Source organism: Photorhabdus cinerea (assembly GCF_011189575.1).
In the GTDB taxonomy this organism is placed as follows: domain Bacteria; phylum Pseudomonadota; class Gammaproteobacteria; order Enterobacterales; family Enterobacteriaceae; genus Photorhabdus; species Photorhabdus cinerea.
Genome location: NZ_PUJW01000133.1, coordinates 1 through 646 on the forward strand (window position 1 = coordinate 1; position 646 = coordinate 646).

Annotated in this window: 1 protein-coding gene; it reads right to left on the minus strand. The window is 52.6% G+C overall.

Translation table 11 applies throughout. The features are described from left to right. The coding region (locus C5469_RS22995; RefSeq protein WP_207629350.1) for an S-type pyocin domain-containing protein at positions 1–646 on the minus strand (646 nt) is incomplete at both ends.

Sequence of the window (646 nt, forward strand, 5' to 3'; positions counted from 1 at the left end):
ACCAGAATATAATCGCGAAAATCCTTCTCTTCCGGCATCGGTAGCGATTCAATATCGCTGCCCACTTTGTCCGGGATCGGCAACACGGTTATTTGCGACGGAATAAACGGCGGTTCTTCATTCCCGGTATGGGCCGGCACTTTAAATTCTTGTTCGTTCGGTGTCCATAAAATCGTCGGCCTGTTTTCTCCCGGCTCCCAGAACTCGTAATTCCCTGTAGTCCGGTTCAATCTCATCATATGAACCGGTACCCTATCCAGACCACTTTCCGGGCTGACGTGATACCCCTGAACGGTCATCTTGCCGTTTTTTTCATCTCTGATCCAGCGGAAACGCACACGTGTCGGGGCTTTACCAAACTGTTCCGCTATTTGCCTCAGTTGATACTGACTTAAGTAATCCTCCTCACCCTGATTCAGCTGTGGCGAATAAAATAGCCCCATTAGCCCAACCGTTACCGGATTCGGGGCTGCCAGCCAACGTCCGGCACTGATGGCACTGCCACCTATGTAACGCATCACCAGCGCTTCCCCTTCCGCTCCCGCGCTGCGGGCAGTCGCAGCCACAGCGGTCGCGGCGGCTTCGGCTTTATCTTTGCCATCACTAAACCACCGTTTATACCACGGCAATTTTTTATCCTGCGGTT